General features: G+C 69.9%; 14 protein-coding genes. 10 read left to right on the top strand and 4 right to left on the bottom strand.

From position 1 onward, the window contains the following. Positions 1 to 94: 94 nt before the first annotated feature. Positions 95 to 1108 carry a hydroxyacid dehydrogenase gene (locus tag ACGFNK_RS24355; RefSeq protein WP_393419128.1) on the bottom strand — a complete coding sequence of 338 codons (1014 nt, stop codon included), beginning with the start codon at positions 1106 to 1108 and terminating at the stop codon, positions 95 to 97. Between the two features lie 473 nt (positions 1109 to 1581). Beyond that, on the bottom strand, positions 1582 to 1743 hold the full coding sequence (locus ACGFNK_RS24350) for a helix-turn-helix domain-containing protein (protein ID WP_393419126.1): 162 nt from the start codon (positions 1741 to 1743) through the stop codon (positions 1582 to 1584). A 232-nt stretch (positions 1744 to 1975) separates the two neighbouring features. On the opposite strand from ACGFNK_RS24350, the gene ACGFNK_RS24345 reads away from it, so the two are divergent. The 7 genes from ACGFNK_RS24345 to ACGFNK_RS24315 all read left to right on the top strand — a co-directional run bounded on the left by ACGFNK_RS24345 (position 1976) and on the right by ACGFNK_RS24315 (position 13363). Further along, positions 1976 to 3325, top strand: a complete 1350-nt coding sequence (locus tag ACGFNK_RS24345) for an extracellular solute-binding protein (RefSeq protein ID WP_393419124.1) — start codon at positions 1976 to 1978, stop codon at positions 3323 to 3325. Then, positions 3322 to 4320 (top strand): carbohydrate ABC transporter permease, encoded by a 999-nt coding sequence (locus ACGFNK_RS24340; protein ID WP_393419122.1) that lies wholly within the window; start codon positions 3322 to 3324, stop codon positions 4318 to 4320. Before ACGFNK_RS24345 ends, ACGFNK_RS24340 begins: the two co-directional genes overlap by 4 nt. Further along, positions 4317 to 5216 (top strand): carbohydrate ABC transporter permease, encoded by a 900-nt coding sequence (locus ACGFNK_RS24335; RefSeq protein WP_393419120.1) that lies wholly within the window; start codon positions 4317 to 4319, stop codon positions 5214 to 5216. Before ACGFNK_RS24340 ends, ACGFNK_RS24335 begins: the two co-directional genes overlap by 4 nt. Before the next feature lie 63 nt (positions 5217 to 5279). Further along, complete coding sequence (locus tag ACGFNK_RS24330) at positions 5280 to 7061, top strand: glycosyl hydrolase family 28 protein (protein WP_393419118.1); 1782 nt, start codon at positions 5280 to 5282, stop codon at positions 7059 to 7061. Positions 7062 to 7077: 16 nt separating this feature from the next. Beyond that, entirely contained in the window at positions 7078 to 10404 is a 3327-nt protein-coding gene (locus tag ACGFNK_RS24325; RefSeq protein ID WP_393419116.1) for an alginate lyase family protein, read from the top strand. 72 nt (positions 10405 to 10476) lie between these two features. Next, a complete protein-coding gene (locus ACGFNK_RS24320) occupies positions 10477 to 11676 on the top strand; it encodes an alginate lyase family protein (RefSeq protein ID WP_393419114.1) in 1200 nt (399 codons plus the stop codon). Positions 11677 to 11770: 94 nt separating this feature from the next. Continuing rightward, positions 11771 to 13363, top strand: coding sequence for a carboxylesterase/lipase family protein (locus ACGFNK_RS24315; RefSeq protein ID WP_393419112.1), 1593 nt, complete (start codon positions 11771 to 11773; stop codon positions 13361 to 13363). On the opposite strand, the gene ACGFNK_RS24310 is transcribed toward ACGFNK_RS24315, so the two are convergent. Then, positions 13245 to 15119 carry a glycoside hydrolase family 127 protein gene (locus tag ACGFNK_RS24310; RefSeq protein ID WP_393419110.1) on the bottom strand — a complete coding sequence of 625 codons (1875 nt, stop codon included), beginning with the start codon at positions 15117 to 15119 and terminating at the stop codon, positions 13245 to 13247. The two genes, ACGFNK_RS24315 and ACGFNK_RS24310, sit on opposite strands and share 119 nt — an antisense overlap. Further along, positions 15116 to 16237: a LacI family DNA-binding transcriptional regulator gene (locus ACGFNK_RS24305; protein ID WP_393419108.1), complete on the bottom strand. Its 1122-nt coding sequence runs from the start codon at positions 16235 to 16237 to the stop codon at positions 15116 to 15118. The genes ACGFNK_RS24310 and ACGFNK_RS24305 overlap by 4 nt, the downstream gene beginning before the upstream one ends. Before the next feature lie 309 nt (positions 16238 to 16546). Between ACGFNK_RS24305 and ACGFNK_RS24300 the strand changes: the two genes are divergently transcribed. The 3 genes from ACGFNK_RS24300 (at position 16547) to ACGFNK_RS24290 (ending at position 20323) form a co-directional block, all read left to right on the top strand. Next, complete coding sequence (locus ACGFNK_RS24300; RefSeq protein WP_393419106.1) at positions 16547 to 17647, top strand: maleylacetate reductase; 1101 nt, start codon at positions 16547 to 16549, stop codon at positions 17645 to 17647. Positions 17648 to 17907: 260 nt separating this feature from the next. Next, positions 17908 to 19542 (top strand): IS200/IS605 family accessory protein TnpB-related protein, encoded by a 1635-nt coding sequence (locus ACGFNK_RS24295; RefSeq protein WP_393419104.1) that lies wholly within the window; start codon positions 17908 to 17910, stop codon positions 19540 to 19542. Between the two features lie 454 nt (positions 19543 to 19996). Continuing rightward, complete coding sequence (locus ACGFNK_RS24290) at positions 19997 to 20323, top strand: hypothetical protein (protein WP_393419102.1); 327 nt, start codon at positions 19997 to 19999, stop codon at positions 20321 to 20323. Positions 20324 to 20354: the final 31 nt, after the last annotated feature.

Genomic DNA, 20354 nt, shown 5'->3' with positions numbered 1-20354 from the left:
TGCCCACCGGACCGCCAGGGCTCCTGCCCCGGACCGGTGCTGGAACCGTATCCCATTGTTTCTCCGGGGGGACGGCCGGTGCTCTGGGCCGGGCTCAGGCGACACGGGCCAGGTCCGCATGCCGCACCTCGTGGGTCAGAGGCAGGCCCGCGGAAACGCGTTCCAGCTCATCGACGACGATGCCGCCGAGGCGTGCCAGCTCATTGCCGAGGGAGCCGGCGATGTGCGGCGTGAGGAAGACGTTGGGGAGCGTGTACAGCAGGGATCCGGCGGGCAGCGGTTCGGGTTCGGTGACGTCCAGTACCGCGCTCAGCCGGCCGCCGACCAGCTCGTCGGCCAGTGCGTCGGGGTCGACCAGGGCTCCGCGGGAGGTGTTGATCACCACTCCGCCGTCCTTGATGAGGGCGAGCTTGTCGCGGTCGAGCATGCGGTGGGTCTCGGGGATGTCGGGGGCGTGCAGGCTGACGATGTCGCTGCGTGTGAGCAGATCCTCGAGCGACAGGAGTTCGACGCCGAGTGAGGCGGCTTCGTCGGCGTCCACGTAGGGGTCGTACAGCGCGACGTCGAGGTCGAAGGGCAGCAGGAGCTCCAGCAGCCGACGGCCCACCCGGGAGGCGCCGATGATCCCTACCCGGCGGCCGAGATTGCCCGTGTCCGCGGTCTCGGCGGTGGACGGGTGGGCGTGGGTCTCCCGGAAGCGCTCGCGGTACGCGAAGGCGTCCTTCCCGGCGAGCAGGATCATGGCGAGCGTGTACTCCGCGACCGGCAGCGCGTTGCCGGTCACCGCGCTGGAGACGGTGAGCCCGCCTTTCCACAGAGCCTCGCCGACCAGCGAGCGGACCGAGCCCGCGGCGTGCAGAACGGTGCGCAGGTTCGGCGCCGCGGCGAGCACGTCCTCATCGAGGTGGGGGCAGCCCCAGCCCGTGATGAGCACCTCGGTCCGGGCCAGCGTCGAGGCGGCTTCGGGGGCGGTGAAGTCCTGTACGACGAGCGTGGTGTCGATCTCGGCGACCTGCTGGAGCCGCGCCATGAGCGGCGCAGGAAAGAGCAGGGGGAGGTGCACCGGATCCATGGCGAACACGGCCCTCGGCGGCTGGGCGCTGGACATGACTCTCCTGAGGTGCTGGGAAACGTTTTCTGAAAGCGTCTTCTACCGTAAGTCTGACGCGAAGGGGCGGTCAATGCGTACGGTGATCACTGAGGTTGGTGTCTGTCGATGCTCGCGGGCTTGTAAGCGAACGCTTCAGGAGGTGGTGTAGCAGCTAGTGCGGGGTAACCGTCCGAGGGCAGGGTGCGGTTCGCTGGTAGCTGTCAATGGCGACCGGATCCTAAAACTCGTCGTAATCGGTTACCCCGAGTGGGTGAGGGTGGAATCCGGCGGGGCCGCCGGGTCCGCGGGGTTCGGCAGGTCCGCCCGGTTCATCGGGCACCCGGTCGGCGTCCCACTTGTCCAGAGCCGTGCCGGCGCTCCGACCTCCGCGCGGAGAGATCGCCGAGGTGCACCGAGGTGCACCCACACGCGGTCGAAGGTGTGGTTCATCCCGGGCCGCGACCGCCGCGCGCGGATCGACCGACAGCAGATCACCTGCCCGTCCGTCGAGATCGGCAATCGGTTTCCCCTCGGCCTTGGGTGACCAGGCCGCGTCCTCGCAGCTCGGTGACGATGGTCGAGACCGTCGTACGGGACGCGCCCGCCAGTCGCGCCAGTGCAGACCTGTGCAGGGGACCTTGATGGATCAGCAATGCCAGGAGCTGCTCTTGGTTGGTTCGCCGCAGACGCCGGAGCGACCTCCGGCCTTCTGGCTCATGTCGCCGAGGTTACCCAGTCTTTTCGAAAGTTCGTCAAGACTCTTGACGCAGTTTCCAGACAGGAAGAAGCTCTGCCCACTGCCATAGCAACCGGTTGTCGAATCCGGTCGGCTCCCGGTCCGCTCCCATCGGCCTGCCCATCTCCCCGCAAGAAGGTGAGGCGTACATGCACGCACGCCCTGGTGCTCCCCCCAGCCGCCGCCGGTTCCTCGCCCTTTCGGCGGGCGGTGCCGCGGCCGGAGCGGCGGCCCTCAGCGGCTGTGCCCTGTCGACCGCGGGAGCCGCGCCCGGCGGCGGCGAGAGCATCACGATGATGGTCGAACTCGACGACGTCTCCCCGGAGCTGATCCAGCAGGCCCAGAAGGAACTCGGCATCAGGATCACCGTGGTGAAGAACGACATCACCCGGCTGATCGCGATGCTCACCAGCGGCAACCCGCCGGACCTGGTCCGCGGCCTCGGCGCCCTGGACGCGCCGTACTTCGCCGCCCGGGGCGTGGCCGAGGACCTGGACCCGTACTTCGCCAAGTCGACCATCCTCAGGACGGACGACCTGGACCCGGCCAACGACGTGTGGCGGTTCGACGGCACGACCCAGGGCAAGGGTCCCCGCTACGGCATGGCGAAGGACTTCTCCCAGGACGCGATGTTCTGGTACAACACCGCGCTCTTCGACAAGGCGGGTGTCGACTACCCCTCCGAGACCGAGCCGATCACGTACGAGGAGTGGCTGGAGAACGCCAAGCGTCTGGTCCAGCGGAAGAACGGCCAGACCACCGTGTACGGCGGCAGCTACAACGGCGTGAACCTCACCGTCCTCCTGACGAACCTGACAGCCGCCGCCGGAGGCAGCCTCTTCTCCCAGGACTTCAGCCGGGTCGACTTCACCACCCCCGAGGCCCGCAAGGCCCTGACTTGGTACGTGGAGTACGCCAGGACCAAAGTCGGGCCGAGCCTCATCCAGCCCAACCCCGACACCTGGGACGGTCCCACCTACGTCGCGAACCGCATGGCCATGTCCGGCAGCGGCTACTGGCTCGGCGGCATGATCAACGAAGATCCGAAGGTGGCGGCGGTCTCCCGCCTCGCCCCCGCTCCCGTCTTCGAGGGCGGCCCACGGCTCAGCTCCTGCCAGGCCGGCACCGGCCTGTGGATGCCCAAGAAGGCGCGGAACAAGGACGCCGCCTGGCGGGTCTTCGAGTGGTTCTTCGGTGAGGCCCCGGCCAAGGGGCGTGCGGAGGGCGGCTGGGGGATACCGACGCTCAAGTCGCTGCGCCCGCTGATGCCGCAGAAGGAGGACTACCACAAGCGGGTCTTCAAGGCGCAGGAGGCCGAGTTGGAGCACTTCTCGGTGACGCCCTTCACGCCCTACGCCAAGTGGGACGCCTTCGAAGCCCTCATCAACCAGGTCCTTCCGGCCGCGATGAACGGCCAGATCTCCGTCGACACCCTCGCGGGACGCCTCAACTCGGCCCTCAACGAGCAGCTGAAGCGCGGTAAGGAGCAGGTGGGATGACAGTCGGCCAGATCCCCGAAGTGGCGGAGCGGCCCCGGGCCGTCTCACGTACCGGCGCCGAACGCTCCGGCGGCGCGCCCCGGACCTCCATGACCGCCCGCCGGCACCGGGCGTTCTACATGTTCACCTCGCCCTGGATCATCGGCTTCCTGCTGCTGACCATCGGCCCGATGGCGTACGCGCTGTGGCTGAGCTTCACCACGTTCGACGGCATCTCCCCCAACTGGCGCTACGTCGGCCTCGGCAACTACCAGGAGCTGCTCAACGACCCGGTGACCTGGGACGCCCTGGGGCGCGCCGGTCTGTTCGCCATCACCTCGGTACCGCTGTCGATCATCGCGGGAATGGGGCTCGCGGTCCTGGTCAACCGCCCGCTCAAGGCGCGCGGTCTGTGGCGCACGCTGCTGTACGTGCCGGCTGTGGTGCCGCCGGTGGGCGCGGGCCTCATCTTCAAGCAGCTCTTCAACCGGGACTCCGGCGCCACCAACGGCGTCCTCAACATCTTCGGCATCGACGCCATCGCCTGGCTCGACGACCCGTACGCCCGCTACGTGATTTTGATGACGGTGCTGTGGGCGGCCGGAAACATCATGATCATCTCGCTGGCCGGGCTCCAGGACGTGCCTCGCGAACTCCACGAGGCGGCCCGGATCGACGGCGCGAGCGCCTGGCGGACTTTCCGCAGCATCACCGTGCCGCTGCTCTCGCCGGTCCTGCTCTTCCAGGCCGTGACCGGGATGATCGCCTCGGTGCAGACCATCATGCCGATGCTGCTCGCCGCCAACGCCACCCCGGCGGGGGTCACTTCGATCCCGCAGTCCAACTACATGTACATGATGCACGTGTTCGCGCAGTACTTCGCGCTCGGCCGCTACGGCTACGCCTCCGCGCTCCTGTGGGTGCTCTTCGTCCTGATCCTCATCGCGACCGGCCTGATCTTCAAATTCACGTCCGGTGTGGTGTTCTACAACGTCGACCCGGAGGCGAAGAAGTGACCGCCACCACCGTGACTCCCAAGGCCCCCCGGACCTCCAAGGACGTCAAGACACCCGATTCCGGGGGCCGGGTACGGGTGCGCAAGTCCCGCCTCGTCCTCTACACGGTGCTCGTCGTGATCACCGGCCTGATGCTCGGCCCCTTCGGCTGGCTGGTCATCACCGGTCTGAAGACCACGCCCGAACTGGCGGCCTCCCCGGTGCACTGGCTGCCCGAGAACATCCAGTGGCACAACTTCGCCGATGCCTTCACCGCCATCGACTTCCTCGGGTACTCCCGCAACTCCCTCATCATCTCCCTGATCTACGCCACCCTGGTCACCCTGAGTTCCGCATGGGTCGGCTTCGGCTTCGCCCGCCTGACCGCCCCCGGCAAGAAGATCCTCTTCGGTGTGCTGCTCGGCTCGATGATGCTGCCGCAGATGATCACGCTCTTCCCGACGTACCTGATCTTCGCGAAGCTCGGCATGGTCGACACGTACTGGCCGTGGGTGCTGTGGGGGCTGTCGGCCGCTCCGTATCTGGTGTTCCTCTTCCGGCAGTTCTTCGCCGGGATGCCGCGGGAGCTGGAGGAGGCCGCGATCGTCGACGGCGTCGGCTACGCCGGGATCTTCTGGCGGATCTTCCTGCCGCAGTCCTGGCCGGTCCTGTCCGCGAGCTTCGTCATCGCCTTCACCTGGACCTGGGGCGACTTCATCGCCCCCATGCTGCTCCTGTCCAGCGACCGCACGACGCTCTCCGTCGCCATCATGACCTCCTACGTGACGGACGGCGGGCTGCCCGTCAACAACCTTCTGGCGGCGGGCTCCGTGATGTACGTCGTCCCCATCCTGCTGATCTTCCTCGTCGCCCAGCGCGGTTTCGTCGCCGGGATGTCCACCACCGGTCTCAAGTAGCCCTTCTCCCTTCCCCGTTCACGCTTCCCCGTTCACGCTTCCGCGTTCTTGAAAGGCTGTTCGATGAACGACACCGAAGGCACCGGCCTGTCCCGGCGCACCCTCATCCAGGCCGCGGGCGCCACCGCCGCCGCGTACTCCCTGATCGGCGCGGCGGCCGGCACCGCGAGCGCGGCCGACGACAGACCGGAGGCCGCGGACCGGCTGGTCATCCACCCCGTCCCGGGCGCGTTGCCGGTCAACACCACCTACGTCGTCAAGGCCCGTACGCCCGGCGGCCAGTGGAAGCCGGTGCCCGTCCTGCGGGCCACCACGAAGACCATCAACGAGAAGACCGGCAGCGGCACCATCCGCCCCACCTCGGTCGCCGGCCTCGACTTCACCGGCACCGTGGAAGTGCAGGTCACCTGGTCCAAGGGCACCATCCCCTCCGCGCGTATCCGCCCGCTGTCGTACGACATCCAGCATCAGGTCAGCGGCGACACGGTCACCTTCAGCCTCACCGAGCCGCGCAACCTCTCCATCGAGATCGACGGCGACATCTACGGCAACCTGCAGCTGCACGCCAACCCCATCGAGATGACGCGGCCCGAGCAGGACGACCCCGACGTCATCTACTTCGGCCCCGGCCTTCACACCCCCTCGGGCGGCGTGGTGAAGGTGCCCAGCGGCAAGACGGTGTACCTGGCCGGCGGCGCGGTGCTCAAGGCCCGCGTGGAGTTCGTCAACGTGGAGAACGCCCGCCTGGTGGGCCGGGGCATCATCTGGGACTCGGACGCCGCCACCCTGGTGTCGTTCTCCAAGAACATCGAGATCGACGGCATCCTCGTCCTCAATCCGAAGACCGGCTACTCCTGCACCATCGGCCAGTCCAAGCAGGTCACCGTCCGCAACCTGCACTCCTACAGCAGCGGCCAGTGGGGCGACGGCATCGACGTGTTCAGCAGCGAGGACGTCCTGATCGAGGGCGTCTGGATGCGCAACAGCGACGACTGCATCGCCATCTACGCCCACCGCTGGGACTGGTACGGCGACTGCCGAAACGTCACAGTCCGCAACTCCACCCTCTGGGCCGACGTCGCGCACCCGATGAACATGGGCACCCATGGCAACCCGGAGAAGCCGGAGACCATCGAGAACATCGTCTTCAGCAACATCGACGTCCTCCAGCACCGCGAACCGCAAGTCCTCTACCAGGGCTGCTTCGCCCTCAACCCCGGCGACAGCAACCTCATTCGCAACATCCGCATCCAGGACGTCCGGGTCGAGGACTTCACCTGGGGCCAGCTGGTCAACATGCGGGTCATGGCCAACCGGTACAACGCCGCGCACGGCCGTGGCATCGAGGACGTCTACGTCCGCAACCTCTCCTACAACGGCACGCACGCCAACATGGCGATCCTGACCGGTTATGACGCGGACCACCCGATCAAGAACCTCACCTTCCAGAACCTGGCGATCAACGGCACGGTCGTCCACGACAAGATGCGCAAGCCCGGCTGGTACCTGACCACCGACATGGTGCCGGCGTTCGCCAACGAGCACGTGAAGAACCTCCGCTTCCTCGACGCGGCCACCGCGGCCTCCACGGCCACGCCCGAGATCACCAGCGCCGGCGAGGCCACGGCCACGGCGCGCCAGATCTTCAACCACCTCGTCACCGCGAGCGCGCTGCCGACGGCGTACGACGCCGAGGGGCTGCCCACGGGCCTCGAGGTCGACAAGAAGACCGGTCAGATCTACGGCAAGCCGCAGGTCCCCGGCACGTACACGATCACCGTCTCCGCCACGAACACGGCCGGCACGGGGACCAAGTCCGTCAAGCTCACCGTCCAGCACCCGTAAGCCAGGAGACAGTTCCATGCATGCCCTCAGCCGACGGTCGTTCCTCGGCGCGGCGGGCCTCGTGGCCGCGGCCGGTGGCGGACTGCTGTCCGCCGCCGCCCCGGCCGCCTGGGCCCGGGCCGCCGAAGCGGCCTTCACTTTCAGACACCCCGGTCTCCTGCATTCCCGGGAGGACCTGGACCGGATGAAGGCCGCGATCGCCGCCCAGGAGTCCCCGGTCCACGACGGCTACCTGGCGTTCGCCGCCCACGCCCGCTCGAAGGCCACGTACACGATCCAGAACACCGGCCAGATCACCTCCTGGGGCCGCGGCCCCACCAACTTCCAGAACCAGGCGGTCGCCGACTCGGCCGCCGCCTACCAGAACGCCCTCATGTGGTGCGTCACCGGCGACCGCGCCCACGCCGACAAGGCGCGGGACATTCTGGGCGCCTGGTCGAAGTCGCTGACGGCGATCACCGGGGCCGACGGCCCGCTCGGCGCCGGACTCCAGGCGTTCAAGTTCGTCAACGCGGCCGAGCTGCTGCGGCACAGCGGCTACGACGGATGGGCTCAGGAGGACATCGCCCGCTGCGAGCAGTCCTTCCGGGACGTCTGGTATCCGGCAGTGTCCGGATACATGCTCTACGCCAACGGCAACTGGGACCTGACGTCCATTCAGACCATCCTCGCCATCGGCGTGTTCTGCGAGGAGCCCACCCTCTTCGAGGACGCCCTCCGCTTCGCCGTGGCGGGCGCGGGCAACGGCAGCGTCCGGGGCCGCATCGTCAACGCCGGTGGCCAAGGCCAGGAGTCTGGCCGCGACCAGGGCCACGAGCAGCTCGCCGTCGGCCTGATGGGGGATGCCGCGCAGGTCGCCTGGAACCAGGGCGTCGACCTGTGGGGCTTCGACGAGAACCGCATCCTTGCCAACGCCGAGTACGCCGCCCGCTACAACCTGGGCAACGACGTCCCCTTCACTCCCGACCTGGACCGCACCGGCAAGTACATCAAGACGACCGTCTCGGACCGGGTCCGCGGCAACATCCCCCCGATCTACGAGATGTACTACGCCCACTACGCCGGCGTCCGCGGTCTCGACACCCCGTACACCAAGGCCGCCGTCTTCCGCGGCACGGGCGGCGCCCGCGTCGTCGAGGGCAGCAACGACGACCTGCCGAGCTTCGGCACCTTCGCCTACGCCGGCACCAAGGCACCCGCACCGACCGCGCCCACGGCTCCGGCCGGCGTCACGGCGGTGGGGGAGGACAAGGCCGTCACCGTCGGCTGGCTGCCGTCCGCCTGGGCGAGCGAGTACACCGTCCAGCGGGCCACCCGCCCCGAGGGCCCGTACGAGCAGATCGCCTCCGGACTCGACAAGCCGGCGTACACCGACAGCGAAGCCCGCGCGGGACGGACGTACTACTACAAGATCACGGCAGTCAACTCGCAAGGAAAGAGCGGCAGTTCCGGCTGGGCATCGGCCACCGTCGGTCTTCCCGAGCCCTGGTCGACCCAGGACATCGGAGATGTGAAGCGCGCCGGCTCCGCGGTGTTCGACGGCGAGCGGTTCGTCCTGGAGGCGAGCGGCACCGCCGACACCTACCGGCTCGCGCACCTGCCGCTGCGCGGCGACGGCACCATCACCGCGCGCATCGTGTACCCGCTCAGCTCCCAGTACTCCAAGATCGGCGTCACTCTGCGCAGCTCCCCCTCGGAGGGCGACGCCCCGCACGCTTCGATGCTCATCCAGGGCCTGCCGCTGCACACCTGGAGCGGTGTGTGGACCGTACGCCCGAAGGCCGGGGCACCGATCTCCGCCACCGGCAGCACCCCCGTGCCGCCCACCCAGCAGCAGGCCATCACCACCAGCGCGTCATTCCCGATCTCGAACCTCGGCACCCTGCCCGAGTCGGCGACGCCGCTCGAGGCCCCGTACGTCGAGGGCGCGGGCGACGGCTACCGGATGCGTATGCCGTACTGGGTGCGCGTCACCCGCAAGGGCCGCCGCTGCACCGGAGCCATCTCACCGGACGGCATCCGCTGGACCGAAGTCGGATCCACCGAGGTCGAGTTGGGTGGGACGGCGTACGCGGGACTCGTCCTCACCTCCTGCCTGGGCGTCGACGAGGAGTACGCCGAGACCGGCACCGGTGCATTCGACAACGTCACCGTGACCTCCATGTCCGGTGAGGTCTGGTCCGTGCCGCGTCCCGCCCGGGCCGCCGGCGACCTGCGGGCGACCGCGGGAGCCGACGCGGTGGAAGTGGCCTGGACCGACCCCGACCTCTCCGCCCGGTACAAGGTGCTGCGGGCGACCGACGCCGACGGCCCCTATGTGACCGTCGCGACCGATGTCGGCCCGGTCGGCTTCGGCACCCGCATCCGGTACGCGGACGCCACCGGGCAGCCCGGCACTACGTACCACTACGCCGTCGCCAAGACCAACAGCGGCGGACGCGGGCCGCTGTCCGAGCACGCCACCGCGAAGATGCCGAGCCCCTCGGTGCCGGAACTCCCCTCCGCTACCACCGCGTTCGCGAACAAGGGCGTCGCCTTCCGGCATCTGCTGCGGGCCTCGCACGAGCCCGTACGGTTCACCGCGCTCGGCCTGCCCGACGGACTGCGCGTGGACAAGCGCACAGGCTGGATCTCCGGAACACCCACCGAGACCGGCGAGTTCACCGTCACCACCACCGCGGGCAACGCCGCAGGTGACGGAACCGGCTCGATCAAGCTCACGGTCGGCACGCCGCCGCCCGCCCCCTGGACGTACGGCGACCTCGGTGACGTGGTCCTCGACGACCGGGAGTTCGGGACGTTCGGCGTGGTGGCTGTGCGAACCCCCGGCAGCACGGCGTACGAGGACGGGACCCTCGTCGTCCGCGGTGCGGGGACCGACCTGACCGTCAACAACCAAGGAATGACAGGGCAGTTCGTACGTCGCCCGATCACCGGCGACAGCGAGATCACCGCCCGGCTCGTCTCCCGCGAAGGTGCGAGCGGCGACCGGGTCGGGCTGCTGATGGCCAAGTCGCTGTCACCGTTCGACCAGGCGGCCGGAGCGATCGTCACGGGCGGGACCGCCGCCCAGCTGATGCTCCGTACGACCGTGGCCGGACGGTCGGCGTTCACGGGCAACGGCACGGTCACCGCCCCCTGTCTGCTGCGGCTGAAGCGCGCTGGAACCGCCTTCACCGCGGCCGTCTCCACCGATGACGGCGCCACCTGGACGACTCTCGCCGCAGGCGAGATCCCCGGCTTCGGTGACGCCCCCTACTACGTGGGCCTCGTGGTCTGCTCCCGCAACCCCCTGGCCCGCAGCACCGCGCGATTCAGCGAGGTGAGCATCACCCCCCTGTAGATCCCCCCACGGGATTGGAGATGCACCACATGAGCCGCACTCCCCCCCCACCAGCACCTCGACCAGACGGAGTTGAGCCGACGCGGTCTTCTGAAGACCGCCGGCGGACTCACCGCCGCTCTCGCCGTCGGCGCCTCGGCCACAGCCCTCACGGGCTCGGCCGAGGCGGCGCCGGCCACCTTCACCCACCCCGGCATGCTGCACAACTGGGGTGACATCAACCGCGCCAAGGTCCGCGTCGCCGCGGGCGACGACCCGTGGCGCTCCGGCTGGGAACGCCTGATCAACAACTCCCACTCGCGGTCCACCTGGACCCCCAACCCGCAGGCGACCATCATCCGTGGCGGCGACGGCCAGAACTACGGAATCCTCTACAACGACATCGCCGCCGCCTACCAGAACGCGCTGCGCTGGCACGTGGGCGGCACCCGCGACAACGCCGACTGCGCCGTGCGGATCCTCAACGCCTGGTCGTCGAGGCTCACCACCATCACCGGAAACGCCGACCGGTTCCTCGCCGCGGGGATCTACGGCTGGGAGTTCGCCAACGCGGCGGAACTCATGCGCGGATACGCCGGCTTCGATCTCGGCCGGTTCCAGAACATGATGCGCAACGTGTTCTACCCGCTCAACAACCAGTTCCTCACCCAGCACAACGGCGCCTGCATCACCAACTACTGGGCGAACTGGGACCTGTGCAACGTCGCGTCCGTCCTGGCCATCGGCATCCTCTGCGACGACGGCGCCAAGTACGACCAGGCCGTGAACTACTTCAAGAACGGCGCGGGCAACGGCGCCATCCGCAAGGCCGTGCCGTTCCTGCACCCGGACAACCTCGGCCAGTGGCAGGAGTCCGGCCGGGACCAGGGCCACAGCATCATGGGCATGGGCCAGATGGGCGCGATCTGCGAGATGGCCTGGAACCAGGGAGAGGACCTGTACGGCTACGACAGCAACCGGTTCATGAAGGCCGCTCAGTACGTCGCCAAGTACAACCTCAATGAGAGCGTGCCGTTCACGCGGTACACCTGGGGTACCGGCGTCAACTGCGACTTCAGGGAGCACACGGTCATCTCCGACGTCGCGCGAGGCCAGGTCCGCCCGGTGTGGGCCATGCTCGACTCCCACTACCGGCGGCGCCGCAACCTGTCCGTCCCGTACCTGCAGCGCATCGCCGGGACGGCCTATCCGGAGGGTGGTGGCGGCGACTACGGCTCCAACAGCGGCGGCTACGACCAGCTCGGCTTCGGCACCCTGATGTACGCCAAATAGCCCCCCATCAGCGACGCACGCCGGAATATCCGGAGGAGGTGTGGTGCTCTGAGGTGAACGACGGTTCACGAGCGTGCGAGGAGCTGGTGCTCGGATGACGGCAGACCGGACGACGCCATTGGCGAGAACCCCGTACGGGGACGTGCGCGGCAGGTACGAGGACGGGATCGCCGTCTTCCGCGGCATCCCGTACGCCGCGGCGCCCTTCGGCCCCCGCCGGTTCCGGCCGCCCGTGCCGCCCACGCCCTGGGAGGGTGTGCGCGACGCGGGCGCGTTCGGGCCGACACCGCCGAAGCCCCCGTACTCCGAGGCCTTCGCCCGGCTGCTGTCCGACCCGGTCGTGCCGGGCGACGACTGCCTCAACCTCAATGTGTGGACGCCGGAGCCGGGCCGTGGGGCCCGGCTGCCGGTGCTGGTGTGGATCCACGGCGGCGCACTGACCCGCGGCTCCTCGGCCGTGCCCGTCTACGACGGACGCGCCTTCGCCCGCGACGGCGTCGTCATGGTCTCGATCAACTACCGGCTGGGCGTGGAGGGCTACGGCCTCTTCCCGGACGCCCCGCCCAACCCGGGCCTGCGCGATCAGCTGGCCGCCCTGGAGTGGGTGCGCGAGGCGATCGCCGAGTTCGGCGGTGACCCGGACCGGGTGACCGTCTTCGGCCAGTCGGCCGGGGCGATCAGCACCGGAGCCCTGCTTGCCGCCCCGCAGGCACAGGGCCTTTTCAGACGGGCCGTCCTGCAGAGCGCGCCGCCCGAAGCCTTCGACCGCGACAAAGTACGGCGCATGGTGCGCCGGATGGCGGCCCGGCTGAAGATCCCGGCGACGGCCGAGGCCTTCGCCGCCGTCGACCGCGAGCTGCTGCTGCGCACGCAGGCCGAGGTGGGGCGGCTGAGCAGCCCCGTCCTCGGCGGGCCCGCCTTCGGCATCGTCGTCGACGGCGATGTCGTCCCGCGGGACCCCATGGAGGCGCTGGTCGAGGGTGGTGCGGCGCCGGGCGTCGAGCTGCTCATGGGCTGGACCCGGGACGAGTACCGGCTGTGGCTGGTGCCGGGCGGTCTCATGGAGCGTGTCGACCGGCTCGGTCCGGTCGCCCTCGCCGGTGCCATGGCCCGCTGCCACTGCGGCTCCGAGGTCCCGCGCGGCTATCGCACCCTCCACCCGGACGCCCGCCCCGCCGAACTCCTCGGCCAGATGGTCACCGACCACCTGCTGCGCATCCCCCTGCACCGGCTGGCCGACGCCCGCCCCGGCTCCTCGTACGTGTACGAGTTCGCCTGGCCCTCGAACCTCCCTGATCTCGGCGCGTGCCACGCACTGGAGCTCGGCTTCGTCTTCGACACCGGGGACGTCCCGGAGTCGGCCAAGCTCGCGGGCGAGGGGGCCCCGCAGGAGCTGGCCGACGCGATGCACTCCGCGTGGATGCGGTTCGCCGCCGAGGGCGACCCGGGCTGGCCCGCCTGGGACGCCTCACATCCGGTGCGCGTCTTCGGTTCGGACGGGCCGCCCGTGGTGCACGGTCCGCGCGACCGCGAACTCGCCCTGTGGGACGCCGAACCGGCCGGCGAGGTCACTCCTCGGGAATCCACACCCGCATTGCGCCCTCTTCCCGGTTTGCCCAGGCGTAGTACGGCACCGCTGTCAGCCGTACGCCGCTTCCGTCGCTCCGGCGGCGCCCGTCGGCCGTGACGACGGCGACCCCGCCCAGCAGCTCCGGATCCTGAGCGACCGCCAGGTCGGAGCCGTACGGCAGTGTCACATCGTCGAGCCGGACCCCGGGCTGCTGATCGACACCCTCCAGACAGTGCACGAGCGGGCCCCGCTCCACGGCCACACAGCCGCGGACCGCGTCGACGCGCGGGTCGGGCCGGGTCAGCCGAGGGCTCAGGTCGAGGTCGAGGGTGAGCGTGTCGCCCGCGGACCAGCGGCGGCGCATCCTCAGCCAGCCGTCGCCCGCCTCGGTCGGAGCGCTCCCATCGGGTGCCGAGGCCTTGAACTGCGTGCACCAGGACGGGATCCGCAGCGACAGCGACCAGTCACGGTCCGCCGGAGCCTCCTCGACGGTCACGGTGATCCGGCCGTCCCACGGATACGCGGTCTCCACCCGGACGACGCCCTCCCCGGCGGCGTACACCCCCGTCGCGTACTGGTGCAGCTGCATACCCTCCCCGTCGCCGCTCGCCACATAGTGGGGGAGCGAGGCGAGCAGCCGCATCACGTTCGGCGGGCAGCAGGCGCACCGGAACCACGGGGTGCGGCGAGCCGTCTGGTCGCCGCCGCGGTCGGCGTACTCCTCGCGGACCTGGAGCGGGTTGACGTACAGCCAGCTGTCGCCGTCGAGGCCGACACCGGAGAGGAAGCCGTTGAAGAGGGTGCGCTCGACGAGGTCGGAGTACTTCGCCTCGCCCGTCAGCAGGGCCATCCGCCACGACCACTGGACGGACGAGATCGCCGCGCAGGTCTCGGCGTACGCCCGGTCCGGCGGCAGCTCGAACGGGTCACCGAAGGCCTCGCCCTCGTGCCGCGAACCGACCCCGCCGGTGACATACGTCTTCGTCGCCACCATGGCGTCCCACATGCGCTCCAGCGCGGCCCGCAGCTCCGGATCGCCGGTCTCCGCCACCAGGTCGGTCGCCCCCGCGAGCAGATACAGCTGCCGTACGGCATGGCCCTCGACCGTGTCCGCCTCGCGCACCGGAGTGTGGTCCTGCCAGTAGGCCTGGCCCATGTCACGGTCGTGGCCGCGGTCGACGCCCGCGCTCAGCACGCCGTGGCCGCGCCGGTCGACGAAGTAGGCGGCGAGGTCCAGCCAGCGGCGCTCGCCGGTCTCGCGGTACAGCTCGACCAGCGCCGTCTCGATCTCGGGGTGCCCGCACACCCCGTCGATCGCCTTCTCCTTGCCGAACGTCGCGTCGATATGGGCCGCGAACCACTCGGCCACATCCAGGAGTTCACGCCGACCGGTCGCCCGGTGGTGGGCCACCGCCGCCTGGAAGAGATGGCCCGCGCAGTACAACTCGTGGCCCCAGCCCAGCTCCTGCCAGCGCAGCTCGGGGCGGGCGACCTGATAGTACGTCTGCAGATAGCCGTCCGCGTCCTGGGCGGCAGCCAGGAGGGTGGTCAACTCGCTTATGTGCGAAGCAAGTTGACTGTTCTCCGGACTGTCGGCAAGCTGCCAGGACGCCGCCTCCAGCCACTTGTGCACATCCGAGTCCTGGAACTGGAAGTCACCGGTGAAAGCACCCTTGCCGCCGGCCGCCGCCCGCAGATTGGCGAGGTTGCCCGCCTCCTCCAGCTTCGCCGGGCCCTGCGGGATGCTCACCTCGGCGTTCGTGCGCCGTCTGGTCGCCCAGAAACCGCCGGTGATCCGGGCCGCGGTCGCCGGACGCAATGCCGTGTGCGCACCGTCGGTGAGGCGGATCGGACCGGTGTTGTTCGTTGTCACGTCAACCCTCCAGCAGGAGCTTGCGAGGAAACCCTGGCGCTTGCGTCCGGGACCAACTGCCCCGGCACCGCCGCCACCGAATCCCGCACCACCACATGCGTTCCCAGCAGGAGGTGCTCGTTCGGGGCGTCCGGGGTCCTGCCGAGGGCCGTACGGACGGCGAGGCGGCCGAGTTCCTCGTAGGGGACGTGGACCGTGGTCAGCGGAGGATGCAGGTCGCGGGCGAAGGGGATGTCGTCGTAGCCGACGAGGGAGACGTCGTCCGGGACGGCCAGGCCCGCCTCGTGCAGGGCGGTGAGCGCGCCCGCCGCGACCATGTCGGTGGCGGCCATCACTGCCGTGAACTCCAGCCCCTGGGACAGCGCCTGGCGGATGCGGCGGTGGCCCGAGTCACGGGTGAAGTCCCCGGCGAGGCGCAGCTGAGGGTCCGGTTCTTCGCCGCGGGCGCGGTGCGCGGCCAGATAGCCGCGCTCGCGGCCCTGGGCCGTGGTGTTCGCCGGCTTCCCCCCGAGGAACAGGATGCGCCGGTGGCCCTGGGCGAGGAGGTGGGCGCACAGCGCGTACGCCCCGCTCTCGTTGTCGTACTCGATCACCGTCACCGGAGTGCCGGGATCCAGCGGCGGCCGGCCGCACAGCACGAGCCGTGAGCCCGCCGAGGCCAGGGAGTCGGCGATACGGGACATCCGCGCGCGGTACTCGGCGGTGTCCGCGGTGCCGCCGACCAGGATCACGGCGGCGGCACGCTGGGCCCGCATCGTCTCGATGAACTCCAGCTCGTGCTCGGTGTCGCCGTCCGTGCTGCACACCAGACACAGATGACCGAGCCGGGTCGCCTCGCGCTCCACACCGTGCGCCATGTGCGCGAACGACGGGCCGGTGATGTCGTCCAGCACGAAGGCGAGGGTCGGCGTGCCGACGCCCGCGATCGCCTTGGCGCGGGCGTCGGCGACGTAGTCCAGCTCACGGACCGCCCGCATCACGCGCGTACGCGTCGCCGTGCTCACCGGGTAGTCGCCGGCCAGGACGCGCGACACCGTCGAGGCGGACACCCCCGCCCGGGCCGCCACGTCCCGGATCGTGCTCCGGTTCCCGATGTCCCCGTTGCTCTTTCTCGTCATCGCCCCGCCCCTTCGACCGCTCAGTGGCTCGGGAACTGCGGCAACACTTGTGGCAACCGGTTCCCGACCGGAGGTTAGCGCCGGGGTTACCGGTTGTCACGGCCAGGGGCCCGCCAACGAGCCGGTACCCGCCCTCACCACGCACATCTTCGCGGCCAACAGCGATTATCCGCACCCGGACGCGGTATTCGCAGAGAAGAGACGCGGTACTCGAAGAGACGCGGTATTCGCAGGGAAGAACAGCCACCGCGTACTCACCCCGCTCGCCCCGGAGCGCCCCTCAATGAACGCCACGATGCCATGAACGCCATGAACAGCACGAACGCCATGAACGTTCCCGACTTCTCCTACGAGAGCCGGCCGGTACGGGTCGTGTTCCGCCCCGGTGCCGCGACGGCCGCGCCGGCCGACGAGGCCGGGCGGCTCGGTCTCAGGCGCCTGCTGGTGGTCTGCGGCAGGCAGGGCGCGGTCACCGCCCGTGCGGTCGCCACCTCGCTGGGTTCCCTGTGCGCGGGGCTGCACTCCGAGGCCCGTATGCACGTCCCCGTCGAGGTCGCCGACCGGGCCGTCGAGGTGGCGCACGCGGCGGGCGCCGACGGCTGCGTCGCGGTCGGCGGCGGCAGCGCGATCGGCCTCGGCAAGGCGATCGCCCTGCGTACCGGCCTGCCGCTGATTGCCGTGCCCTCCACCTATGCCGGCTCCGAGATGACGTCCGTCTGGGGCGTGACCGAGCACGGCGTCAAGCGCACCGGACGCAACCCGGCCGTCCTGCCCCGCAGCGTCGTCTACGACCCCGAACTCACCTTGAGCCTGCCCCCGGCCCTCTCGGTGACCAGCGGCTTCAACGCCGTCGCCCATGCGGCCGAGGCGCTGTACGCCCCCGACACCTCGCCCCTCGTCGCGCTGATGGCCGAGGAGGGCGTCCGCGCCATGACGTCCGCGCTTCCACGGGTGGTGGCCGACCCGGAGGCCGTCGGGCCACGCAGCCGTGCTCTCTACGGGGCCTGGCTCTGCGGCTCCTGCCTGGGCGCGACCACCATGGGCCTGCACCACAAGCTGTGCCATGTTCTGGGCGGCGCCTTCGGCCTGCCGCACGCCGAGACGCACACGGTCGTGCTCCCGCACGCCCTGGCCTACAACGCACCCGCCGCCCCCGAGGCGATCACCGCCCTCAACCGCGCCCTCGGCACGGACAACGCCCCACACGCCCTCTGGGACCTGGCCGGACGCCTCGGCGCGCCCCGCTCCCTTGCCCAACTGGGCCTGACCGACGACGATTTGACGGTGGCAGCCGGACAGACCGCGGCAGAGGCGTATCCCAATCCGCGGACGGTCACGATGGGCGGGGCGCTGGAGGTGCTGAGGGCGGCGTACACGGGTCGGTCCCCGCGTGCCGCGGCCCTGGCCTAGAAGGCCGATGAAGATCTTGGTGAGGGGTCGGGAGCTACTGCCGGTGTGTTGAGCGGCAGTGCCTTTTGGGGAGTATGGGTGAGTGCCAGGGTCTGAGGTGGTGGTCCGATGGTTCATCGTGTCGGGGTTTCATCGCCCCGGGGTGTGTTCTGGGCCCCGTTTCCAGGGGGAACGCAGGTTCTTGAGTCGAATGGGTGACCTTTGCGGGTGATGCTCGTTGACTGCCGTGACGGGATCTTCGGCCGGATGGTGGTGAACGGGTGGGCGGGTTGCGGGAGTTGGCTGCGTCGTTCGTGCTGCCCGGTCCCGCCGGGGTGGCCATCCGGGACCGGCTGCGGGTGTCGGAGACGGATGCGGCGGTGCTGCGCGAGGTCGGCGTCTATCTCGGGTCGCTGGCCTCGGCTGATCTCGCGGAGCGGTCCCGGCAGGGCCTGGCGCATGATGCCGCCTCGTGGGCGGTGCGCAAGCAAGGTTTGACGGGCAACTCGTCGGCGCGCTGGGCGGGCAGTATCACCAAGGCTACCCATGACCAGTGGGCGCTGGCGAGGCGCGGCCAGGCCGCCCACATGGCCTGGCTGCGCGGGCAGATCGCCTCGATCGAGGCGCGGCTGGCTAGGCCGTTGGGCGCTAAGGCGGACAAGCGGGGAGGGCTGGCGCGCGGCTACGGCTCGCGCGTCGAGTGGCATGCCAAGTCCCGCCGCAAGCATGCCCTCGAGGACCGGCTCGCGGTGGTGGAGGCGGACAGGGCGGCGGGCTTGGTGCGCGTGGTGCGCGGCGGCAAGCCCCTCGCCAACACCCGCCACCACCTGGAGGCGGCCGGGCTGAGCGAGCAGGAGTGGCGGGCACGCTGGCAGGCGGCGCGGATGTTCCTGGCCGCGGATGGGGAGTCCGGCAAGCGGTTCGGCAAAGAGACCATTCGGATCACCGACACCGGACAGCTCTCCATCAAGCTCCCGGCTGCGCTGGCTCACCGTGCCAACGCGCCGCACGGCCGGTACGTGCTGGATGCGACCGTGGCGTTCAAGCATCGCGGGCAGGAGTGGTGCGACCGGATCACCGCCAACCGGGCGGTGGCCTACCGCATCCACCACGACACGGCGCGTGGCCGCTGGTATGTGACCGCGTCCTGGCAGCGCGCCCCCGCCCCCGCGCTGCCGCTTCAGGCGGCCCTGGCCCGGGGAGTGGTCGGGGTGGACATGAACGACGATCACCTGGCCGCCTGGCACCTCGACGTACACGGTAATCCGGTCGGCGGGCCGCAGCGCTTCTACTACGACCTCTCGGGCAACGCGGACCACCGCGACGCCCAGATCCGGCACGCGCTGACCCGGCTGCTGCACCACACCCGCCGCTGCGGAGCCGCCGCGATCGCCCTCGAGGACCTCGACTTCGCGGCGGAGAAGTGCCGGGAGAAGCACGGCCGCAACAAACGCTTCCGCCGCCTGATCTCCCGCTTTCCGACCGCCAAACTCAAGACCCGGCTGGTGTCTATGGCCGCCGAGCAGGACGTGGCGATCGTCGCGGTCGACCCGGCCTACACCAGCAAGTGGGGTGCGCAGCACTGGCAGAAGCAGCTGACCACCTCACGACGCAAGACGTCCCGGCACGATGCGGCGAGCATCGCGGTCGGGCGACGCGCCCTCGGGCATCCGATCAGGCGACGGACGGCACCGCCCCTGCAGCACCAGAGTGATGTTGCGGGGCATCGGACCGTCCAGGCCCGACCGGGGACCCGGCGGCGTGAGGAATCCCGCCCCCACCTGCCCGGACCGCGCACACGAGGCGCGCCGCCCGGTGGTGGAGCGAAAGCGGGGGACCAGTGTGCCCAGCACCGTTCGGGGCACACGGCTGAGCATGGGTTCTGGCAACAGGACTCACTACCGCTCAGTCGTTAGGAACGGTCCCGGAAGTCTCGCGTCAGGACGTCGGCTGATCACCCGCACTGTGAGGGGAGCGGTTCGTGGCAGGGAGCAGGAACGGGTCATGGCCGGGCCAGCTCAGGGTCCAGGGGGTGGTCATGGAGATCGAGGCGAGGTGCTGACGCAGCTGCTGTCCGCCTCGCCCCTGCACCGCCCGGAACACGGTGCGGTGCTGCGCAGGCTGCGCGAGCTGACCGGGGAGACGAGCGGCCCCCTTTCCTGACGTGGTCCTTTCCTGACGCACTGCCATGTGGAGCGCATCGTTACGCCTGTGTGGGGCAAGGGGAGGGTTCGCGCATCCGTGGGGCGCGCACTTCTGGCGGCCTGCGAGGTGGAGTAGCAAGGGCACGGCTGGCAAGCGGGCATACGGCGCGCACCGCGACACAAGCGCCACTGGAGCACAACACCCTTGGAAATCACGGTCATACGCATGCGCCTGCTGGCTGAGGCGCCGTTCCGGCTGTGGATGGCGGTCGGCGGCACGCTGGGCGGCACCACGCAACGGCAGCTCAGACAGCGGTTACACGATCAAGTCGACGACGGACACCGGGAGTTCTTCCTCGACCTGCAAGAACTCCGCTGTGCCGACGGGCTTTCGGACGGCGAACTGCGCGCACTGTTCCCCAAGGATCCTGTCGCGCGCTTCCACCTCATCGGAGCCCCCGATCGCATCCGCGAGTCCGTCACCGGCGACCCGCGGTTCACCCTGTACGCCGATCCGGAATCCGCCTGGTGCCAGTGGGTCAACGGCACCTGATCCATGGGCACGCGGTCCAGGTGTACGGGCC

This window comes from Streptomyces sp. NPDC048825 (assembly GCF_043198355.1).
GTDB classification, from domain to species: domain Bacteria; phylum Actinomycetota; class Actinomycetes; order Streptomycetales; family Streptomycetaceae; genus Streptomyces; species Streptomyces xiangluensis.
The sequence above is the reverse complement of the archived record's forward strand: the minus strand, read 5'-3'. Positions and strand labels throughout refer to the sequence as shown.